Annotated in this window: 6 protein-coding genes and 2 pseudogenes; 6 read left to right on the top strand and 2 right to left on the bottom strand. The window is 72.1% G+C overall.

Going from position 1 to position 7,948, the window contains the following annotated elements:
* Window positions 1-42 precede the first annotated feature (42 nt).
* From ASC56_RS33815 to ASC56_RS33835, 5 genes and pseudogenes are all read left to right on the top strand, one after another.
* On the top strand, window positions 43-1,023 hold the full coding sequence (locus ASC56_RS33815; protein WP_055495426.1) for a zinc-binding alcohol dehydrogenase: 981 nt from the start codon (window positions 43-45) through the stop codon (window positions 1,021-1,023).
* A 161-nt stretch (window positions 1,024-1,184) separates the two neighbouring features.
* A complete protein-coding gene (locus ASC56_RS33820) occupies window positions 1,185-1,583 on the top strand; it encodes a 6-carboxytetrahydropterin synthase (protein ID WP_055495427.1) in 399 nt (132 codons plus the stop codon).
* Window positions 1,580-2,761 carry a glycosyltransferase family 4 protein gene (locus ASC56_RS33825; protein WP_055495428.1) on the top strand — a complete coding sequence of 394 codons (1,182 nt, stop codon included), beginning with the start codon at window positions 1,580-1,582 and terminating at the stop codon, window positions 2,759-2,761. The genes ASC56_RS33820 and ASC56_RS33825 overlap by 4 nt, the downstream gene beginning before the upstream one ends.
* Before the next feature lie 122 nt (window positions 2,762-2,883).
* Window positions 2,884-3,729: pseudogene (locus ASC56_RS33830) on the top strand (class I SAM-dependent methyltransferase); the annotation flags it as partial.
* Window positions 3,726-4,715, top strand: a pseudogene (locus ASC56_RS33835) (lysylphosphatidylglycerol synthase transmembrane domain-containing protein); the annotation flags it as partial. The pseudogenes ASC56_RS33830 and ASC56_RS33835, both read left to right, overlap by 4 nt.
* A 341-nt stretch (window positions 4,716-5,056) precedes the next feature.
* On the opposite strand, the gene ASC56_RS38885 reads toward ASC56_RS33835, so the two are convergent.
* Window positions 5,057-5,917, bottom strand: coding sequence for a creatininase family protein (locus ASC56_RS38885; protein ID WP_079102889.1), 861 nt, complete (start codon window positions 5,915-5,917; stop codon window positions 5,057-5,059).
* Window positions 5,918-5,971: 54 nt separating this feature from the next.
* On the opposite strand from ASC56_RS38885, the gene ribA reads away from it, so the two are divergent.
* Window positions 5,972-6,661, top strand: a complete 690-nt coding sequence (gene ribA / locus ASC56_RS33845; protein ID WP_055495430.1) for a GTP cyclohydrolase II — start codon at window positions 5,972-5,974, stop codon at window positions 6,659-6,661.
* 403 nt (window positions 6,662-7,064) lie between these two features.
* Here the strand turns inward: ribA and ASC56_RS33850 are convergent.
* Window positions 7,065-7,948, bottom strand: an 884-nt coding sequence (locus tag ASC56_RS33850; RefSeq protein ID WP_055495431.1) for an IS630 family transposase, incomplete at its 5' end; no start/stop codon positions are given.

A 7,948-nucleotide genomic window follows, 5' to 3' on the forward strand; every position in this document is an offset into this window, starting at 1 on the left:
CTGCGTACGTGAAGAATCGGCCGATCGTTCAGGAGGACGCACATGGACCTCACAGCACGCGCCTTCTGGCTGCGCTCGCCCGGGCAGGGAGAACTGCGCGACGTCCAGCTGCCCAAGCCCGGCGACGGCGAGGTGCTGGTGCGCGCGCTGTGTTCGGGCGTCAGCCGCGGCACCGAGACCCTCGTCTTCCGCGGCGGCGTGCCGGAGAGTCAGCATGCCGCCATGCGTGCCCCCTTCCAGGAGGGCGACTTCCCGGCACCTGTGAAATACGGCTATCTGAGTGTGGGACGAGTGGAGCACGGCCCCGCCGAACTGGTGGGACGGACCGTCTTCTGCCTGTATCCGCACCAGAGCCGGTACGTCGTCCCGGCCTCGGCCGTGACCGTCGTGCCGGACACCGTGCCCGCCGGACGCGCCATCCTCGCCGGCACCGTCGAGACGGCCGTCAACGCCCTGTGGGACGCCGGGCCCCAGGTCGGCGACCGGATCTCCGTCGTCGGCGGCGGCATGGTCGGATGCTCCGTCGCCGCCCTCCTGGCCCGACATCCCGGCGTCCGCGTCCAGCTCGTGGACGCCGATCCCGCGCGTGCCGAGACGGCCCGCGCGCTCGGCGTGGACTTCGCGCCACCCGAGGACGCGGCCCGCGAGCGCGACCTCGTCGTCCACGCCAGCGCGACCGAACAGGGTCTCGTACGCTCCCTGGAACTGCTCGCCCCGGAAGGCACCGTCGTCGAACTCAGCTGGTACGGCGACCGGCGCGTCACCCTGCCGCTCGGTGAGGCCTTCCACTCGCGCCGTCTGACCCTGCGCAGCAGTCAGGTCGGCACCGTCTCGCCGCGCGCCCGCGCCGGACGCACATACGCCGACCGGCTCGCCCTCGCCCTCGACCTGCTCGCCGACCCCGCGTTCGACGCACTCATCACCGGCGAGTCCGCCTTCGAGGACCTCCCCGGCGTGCTGCCACGTCTCGCCAGTGGTGACCTCAAGGGGTTGTGCCACCGAGTGCTGTACGCCACCGACTAGGGCGCCCGAGTTGCCCGGACTCCGGTGAAACACCCGAGGAACTCGCAGGGAACGTCGAAACAAGGAGAACGGGCAGCTGAACAACGCGCAAGGGTCAGCCGTACTACACGACATGCCCCCCCGGCAGGGGATCAGACGCACCGCACCTGGAGGGTCGTCCGTTGTTCAGCATCACCGTCCGCGATCACCTGATGGTCGCCCACAGCTTCCGCGGCGAGGTCTTCGGACCCGCGCAGCGCCTGCACGGAGCGACGTTCCTCGTGGACGCCACCTTCCGCCGCGCCGAGCTGGACGACGACAACATCGTCGTCGACATCGGACTGGCCACGCAGGAGCTCGGCGCCGTGGTGAGCGAGCTCAACTACCGCAACCTCGACAACGAGCCCGACTTCGCGAACACCAACACCTCGACGGAGTTCCTGGCCAAGGTGATCGCCGACCGCCTGGCCGAGCGGATCCAGCAGGGCGCGCTGGGCGACAGCGCCCGTGACATCGCGGGCATCACCGTCACGCTGCACGAGTCGCACATCGCCTGGGCGAGTTACGAGCGTGCCCTGTGACCGACACGACCATCGACCACGCGTCCCTGAGCTACGTGCCGGTGCAGCACACGGCCCTCGGGAACGCCGACATCATCCCCATGTCACTGAGCACACTGCACTTCGTCATGCCCGGCGGCGTGGACGACCCGGCCGCCCCCAGCGGCGGCAACGCCTACGACCGCCGCATCTGTCTCGATCTGCCCGGCTTCGGCTGGCAGGTCCACCAGCACACCGTCGAGGGCTCCTGGCCCCGGCCCGGGGCGCAGGCGCGGGCGGAGCTCGCCCGTACGCTGCGCGAGCTGCCCGACGGCACGGTCGTCCTGCTCGACGGTCTCGTCGCCTGCGGTGTCCCCGAGATCGTCGCGCCCGAAGCCGAACGCCTGTTCCTGGCCGTCCTGGTGCACCTGCCCCTCGGCGACGAGACGGGCCTCGACCCGCGGACCGCGGCCGAGCTCGACGCCAAGGAGCGCGACACGCTGCGGGCCGTGTCCGCCGTCGTCGCCACCAGCGACTGGGCCGTGCGCCGGCTCGTCTCCCACCACGGGCTCGCCCCCGACCGTGTCCATGTCGCCGCCCCCGGTGCCGACATCGCGCCCCTCGCCCCCGGCACCGACGGCGTCTCGCGGCTGCTGTGCGTCGCCGCGGTCACCCCGCGCAAGGGACAGCACCGGCTGATCGAGGCCCTCGCCACCGTCGCCGACCTGCCGTGGTCCTGCGTCTGTGTCGGCGGGCTCGGCCAGGATCCCGCGTACGTCGCACGCCTGCGCGCCCTCATCGACGAGCACGGCCTCGGCGACCGGCTGCACCTGGCCGGACCCCAGTCGGGCGCCGAGCTGGACGCGAGCTACGCCGCCGCCGACCTCATGGTCCTCACCTCCTACGCCGAGACGTACGGCATGGCCGTCACCGAGGCGCTCGCTCGTGGCATCCCGGTCCTCGCCACCGACGTCGGCGGCCTCCCCGAGGCGATCGGGCGGGCGCCCGACGGCGGGGTGCCCGGCATCCTCGTACCACCGGAGGATCCCGCCGCGCTCGCGGCGGAGCTGCGCGGCTGGTTCGGCGAGGCCGACGTGCGGCGCCGGCTGAAGGCCGCCGCGCGGGGCCGCCGGGCCGCGCTGGACGGCTGGGCCACCACGGCCCGCGGCCTGGCGAGCGTCCTGGGCCGGCTGCGCCACGACCCCCGGAGGGCGGCATGAGCGCGAATACGACTCCGACGGGGCCCCGGGCGGGTACGGCAGCGGAGTTGCCCCAGGGACCTGTGGCACCCTCGGACACCCCCGTGCCGGCGGCCCTGTCCGCGATTCCGGCGGCGCCCGTCACGGGGGAGCCCGAAGTGCCCCGATACGCCCCCCAGTGGCTGCAGTTGCGCGAGCCCGCGGACGCGGCGGCGCGGGCGCACGACCTGCTCGACCCGCTGCGGATCCGGCTCGCGAACCGGCCCGGCCGCCCCACCGGTCTGGTCGTGCACGACCTGGGCTGCGGCACCGGTTCGATGGGCCGCTGGCTCGCCCCGCTCCTCGACGGCGCCCAGCAGTGGGTCCTGCACGACCGGGACCCCTATCTGCTGCACTTCGCCACCGTGGGGGCGCCCCGGGCAGCGGCCGATGGCAGCCGGGTGAGCGTCACCACCCAGCGCGGCGACATCGGCCGACTCACCCCCGACGCCCTGGCCGGGGCCTCGCTGGTGACCGCGTCCGCGCTCCTCGACGTCCTCACCACCGATGAGATCGACACGCTCGCCGCGGCCTGCGTCGGCGCCGGGGTGCCCGCGCTGCTGACGCTCTCCGTCGTCGGGCGCGTGGAACTCACGCCCGCGCATCCCCTGGACCGGGAGATCGGCGAGGCGTTCAACGCCCACCAGCGCCGCGGCGAACTCCTCGGTCCGGACGCGGTGGATGCGGCCTGTGAGGCATTCGGCCGACTGGGCGCGAGCGTGCGGGTGCGTCCGAGCCCCTGGCAGCTCGGCCCCCGGCAGGCCGCACTGACCGAGGAGTGGCTGCGCGGCTGGGTCGGCGCGGCCGTGGAGCAGCGGCCGGACCTGGTGGCCCGTGCGGATACGTATCTTCGGGTCCGTCTGGCCGCCTGCGCGGCGGGGGAGTTGCGCGTGGTGGTGCACCACAGCGACGTACTCGCCCTGCCGCGGCCGACAGGAGAGACATCATGACCACGCGGACGGCACCGTCCAAGACCGTCGTCGCCCTGCGGGTGGGCGCCGGTGCTCCGTCTGCCGCCGACGGTACGACTTCCTCGGCGCAGGCCGGTGTTGCGGCGACCGCGGGGCATGTGCCCGCCTGGGTCGACGAGGTTCCCCCCACCCGTCGCCGCTCCGGCCTGCGCGCCCTGCGTACGCACCTCGGCACCGTCGCCGGGGCCGCCATCCTCGGCGTGCTCCTGTGGCGGCTGGGCACCGGCGTCTTCCTCGACGGGCTGCGCCGGATCGATGTCCCCACCCTGCTCGCCGGGCTCGGCATCGGCGCGCTGACCACCGTGTTCAGTGCCTGGCGCTGGTGCCGCGTCGCCCGCGCGCTCGACCTCCGGCTGCCGCTCGGCGCCGCCGTCGCCGACTACTACCGCGCGCTCTTCCTGAACGCGGCGCTCCCCGGCGGAGTGCTCGGCGACGTGCACCGCGCCGTGCGGCATGGGCGGAGCACGGGTGACATGGGCCGCGGTGTCCGCGCCGTGGTCCTGGAGCGGACCGCCGGTCAGGTGGCCCTCGTGGCCTTCGGCGTGCCGGTGCTGCTCACGCTGCCCTCGCCGGTACTGACCCAGGCCCGTCATCTCGCCGGGCTGCTGGCGCTGGCCGCGCTCGGCGCACTGGCCGTCGTGGCGGCGGTGCGGATGGGCCGGGCGCCGGGCCCCTCGCGCCGTCGCCGCGCGCTCGGCGCCGCCGTCGCCGAGGCGCGGACCGCCCTGCTGGCCCGCGGCAGCTGGCCGGTCGTCCTCTTCTCGTCCGTCGTCGTGCTCGCGGGACATCTGCTGATGTTCCTGGTGGCCGCGCGGGTCGCCGGATCGCACGCGTCCCCGGCCACGCTCCTGCCCCTGGGGCTGCTAGCCCTCATCGCGATGGGGCTTCCGCTGAACATCGGCGGCTGGGGCCCCCGCGAGGGCGTCACGGCCTGGGCCTTCGGTGCGGCCGGCCTCGGCGCGGACACGGGGCTCGGCGTCGCGGTCGTGTACGGCGTGCTCAGCTTCGTCGCGAGCCTGCCCGGGATCCTCGTACTCCTCGCCCGGTGGTACACGGCGGTCCAGCGCCCGCCTACGACGCCGGACGCCGACGGGAGCGAAGGCGGCGAACTCGACCCCACCACGCGCGTGGAGAGGTCCGCAGGTTGCGAACTCGCCCCCGCCGTCGGCATGGTAGAGGCCCCGAAGCCGTCACGGCTCCGGGTGCCGGGCACGGAGCGCACCCCCCACGCGCTCCGTGCCCCCGTGCCGTACGCCACCTACCCGCGCTCACCCCCGGCGCCGCGCGCACCGGCCCTGACGCGGCGTCAAGAGCGGTGCCGGCCCTCGGGGCCCGCGGTTCCCGGCATGCCGCCGGCGGCCACGTCCGAGGCGACCAGGGAGAAGTACGCCTCGAAGGAGTCGGCGAGCGTGGCGAGCAGTTGCTTCCCCTTCTCCGCGGAAGCGAGCGAAGGACGCCCGATGACACCGGACTCCGTATAGGCCGACATACCGACGGTGAGCAGATGCCTTCGGTCGTCGGCGATGAAATCCGTGGTCTCGTGACCGGGCCTGACCAATTCGGGATGACAGTGCAGAAGAATGGAGGTCTCGATTTCCCCGGCATGCATGTCGCTGAGCAGTGAGGTGCGCACACCGGCCCGCTCCCGGGCCGCCTCCCAGTCCTCCGGGGCCGGGAAGAGCGCCATCCGCACACCGCTGCCGGCGGATTCCTGTACGACATTGCCGAGGACGTAATTCCCGCCGTGACCGTTGACCAGCACCAGGGCCTCGACGCCCGAGCGCCGCAACGATTCGGCGATGTCCCGTACCACCGCATGGAGGGTGACGGAGGAGATGCTCACGGTTCCCGGCCACGCCGCGTGCTCGTGCGAGCAGGAGATCGTCACGGGAGGAAGGAGGTGAACCGGATACGCTGCGGCGATCTCGCGGGCGATCGCACAGGCGATCAGCGTGTCGGTCGCCAGCGGCAGGTACGGGCCGTGCTGTTCGAAGCTCCCCACGGGAAGGACGGCGACCTGATGGCGGAGACCGGCCGCGCGCTCCCGTACGTCCTGCGAGGTGTCCGACGGCAGCACACCGGCGGAGTGCGCGGGCAGCGCCCCGCAGGCGACCGCGTCACCTGTCGGCCGCGTCCCGGCAGTGTCCGCAGTTCCCGAACCGCTCATCTCTTCACGGCCTTTCGTCTCGTACCGCCTGCGCTTACCAGATAGGAACAGATCATGACAGAAATCGACGGCGTGCTCCGCGGGAATGCCCACCGCTCGGGAGTCACCCGAGTCGTGAATACCCCTCCTGCCGGGGTCACCCGGGTCGTCAACGCCCCCCTGCCCACCAAGTACGGTGATTTCCAGGCCTTCGGCTACCTCGACCACGACCGCGGTGACGAACAAGTCGCCTTGGTGTACGGCGACATCAGGGAAGAGGGGATGCTCACCCGGCTCCACTCCGAGTGCCTGACCGGGGACGCCTTCGGTTCCACGCACTGTGAGTGCGGACCCCAACTCTCCACCGCACTGCGGGAGATCGTCGCCGAGGGGCGCGGCATTCTCGTCTACCTCCGGGGCCACGAGGGCCGCGGCATCGGTCTGCTCGGCAAGCTGCGCGCGATGAAGCTGCAGGCGGAGGGCCTGGACACGGTCGAGGCGAACCTCGCCCTGGGCCTGCCCGTGGACGCGCGCGACTACCGGGTCGCCGCCGAGATCCTCCACGACCTCGGCGTCAGGTCCGTACGTCTGCTCTCCAACAACCCGCGCAAGCGGGAAGCGCTGCTGCGGCACGGCATCAAGATCGACGAGCAGGTGTCGCTGCTGATCCCGCCCTGCGAGAACAACATCACCTACCTGCGCACCAAGCGGGAACGGCTCGACCACTACCTCCCGCACCTGGACGCGGTGGTCCACTCCTCGTGAGCGGGTGCGCGGCGGCCGGCCGCCATGCCCCGGAAGGACGGTCCGGGCAAGGACGCGAAGCGGACGGTCCGGCGTGCCCAGCGGATCGCGGGGACGGCTCCGGGGCAGCGGCGGCGACCGTCTCAGTCGGGCGTGAACGCCTCGGCCCCGGCGGGCCAAGGGCGCCAGAAGACGGCTGGGAAGCCGTCAGCGGCCTCCCGGCGGGGCGTTCACGCCCTGGCGCGACACCGGCTCGCGCGGGGCGCCCGAGCCGGCCATCGTCCCTGGTCAGCGAGATCTCCCCGGATCTAGCGGATTCACGTGATGGGGTGACCCAGGCCCCGCCTGGCACGGTGTCGGAAAGCACACCGGCTGAGGGGGCGACATGTCGTCGCATTCATCGACACGGGAGCCTAGTGCCGCATCAAGCAACGTTCGCCCTGTCCACGACCTCGCGTAGGCGTTCGTCGGCAGCGTGCTTGTTCCGCCAGATGATGTAGCGCCGGATCATGCTGCCCTGCTCCTTGTGGCTGGCATGATCGGTGCCGTCGAGAGCGAAGTAGCGCAGGGCTGTGAACTGGGCTTCGATGCGGTTGAGCCAGGAGCTGTTGGTCGGCGTGTAGGCGAACTCGACGTTGTTGGCCGCTGCCCAGTCGCCGACCCGGGTGTCCTTCTTTGTGGTCAGGTGCGGGGAGAAGTTGTCGAGCACGATCGCGATGCGGATCTGGGGCGGGTAGAGGCTGCGCAGGTAGCGGCAGAACTCCAAGAATCTGGTCCGGTTCTTCTTCGGCTTGATGTGGCCGTAGAGCTTGTCCCTGCCCAGGTCGTAGGCGGCGAACAGGTGGCGGACCCCGTGTGGTCGTGTGTAGGTCGCCCGGCGTCGGGGCCGGGGCCCGCGGCTGGGATCCTTATGCTTCCCACCGCGCTCGGCCCAGTGCCGACCGGGGTGGGGCTGGAGGTTGAGTGGCCCGAACTCGTCGAGGCATAAGACGACTTCGGGCTCACCGTCCTCAGGGACGACCTCCCCGTCGGCGATCGCGTAGAGGTGCTCGACGCGGGCCTTCTTGGCCGCGTAGTCGGGGTCGCGTGAGCTCTTCCAGGTCTTCACGCGTTGAAACGAGACGCCCTCCTCGCGGAGCAGTGCCCGCAGGCCCTCGTGGCTGATGTCGTCGACCACCCCCTCGGCGACCAGGAAGTCGGCCAGCTTGGCCAGGCTCCAGGTCGAGAACGGCAGGCCATGCTCGGCCGGCTTGGACTTGGCGATCTTCTTGATCTCACGGCGTTCGGGGAGGCTGAAGGTCTTGGGCC

It is taken from the genome of Streptomyces sp. TP-A0356 (assembly GCF_001417775.1).
Lineage (GTDB): Bacteria > Actinomycetota > Actinomycetes > Streptomycetales > Streptomycetaceae > Streptomyces.

Excerpts from the sequence above, each read along its gene's own strand:
- ASC56_RS33815 (WP_055495426.1), top strand. The coding sequence starts at position 43 with ATGGACCTCACAGCACGCGCCTTCTGGCTGCGCTCGCCCGGGCAGGGA.
- ASC56_RS38885 (WP_079102889.1), bottom strand. The coding sequence starts at position 5,917 with ATGAGCGGTTCGGGAACTGCGGACACTGCCGGGACGCGGCCGACAGGT.
- ribA (WP_055495430.1), top strand. The coding sequence starts at position 5,972 with ATGACAGAAATCGACGGCGTGCTCCGCGGGAATGCCCACCGCTCGGGA.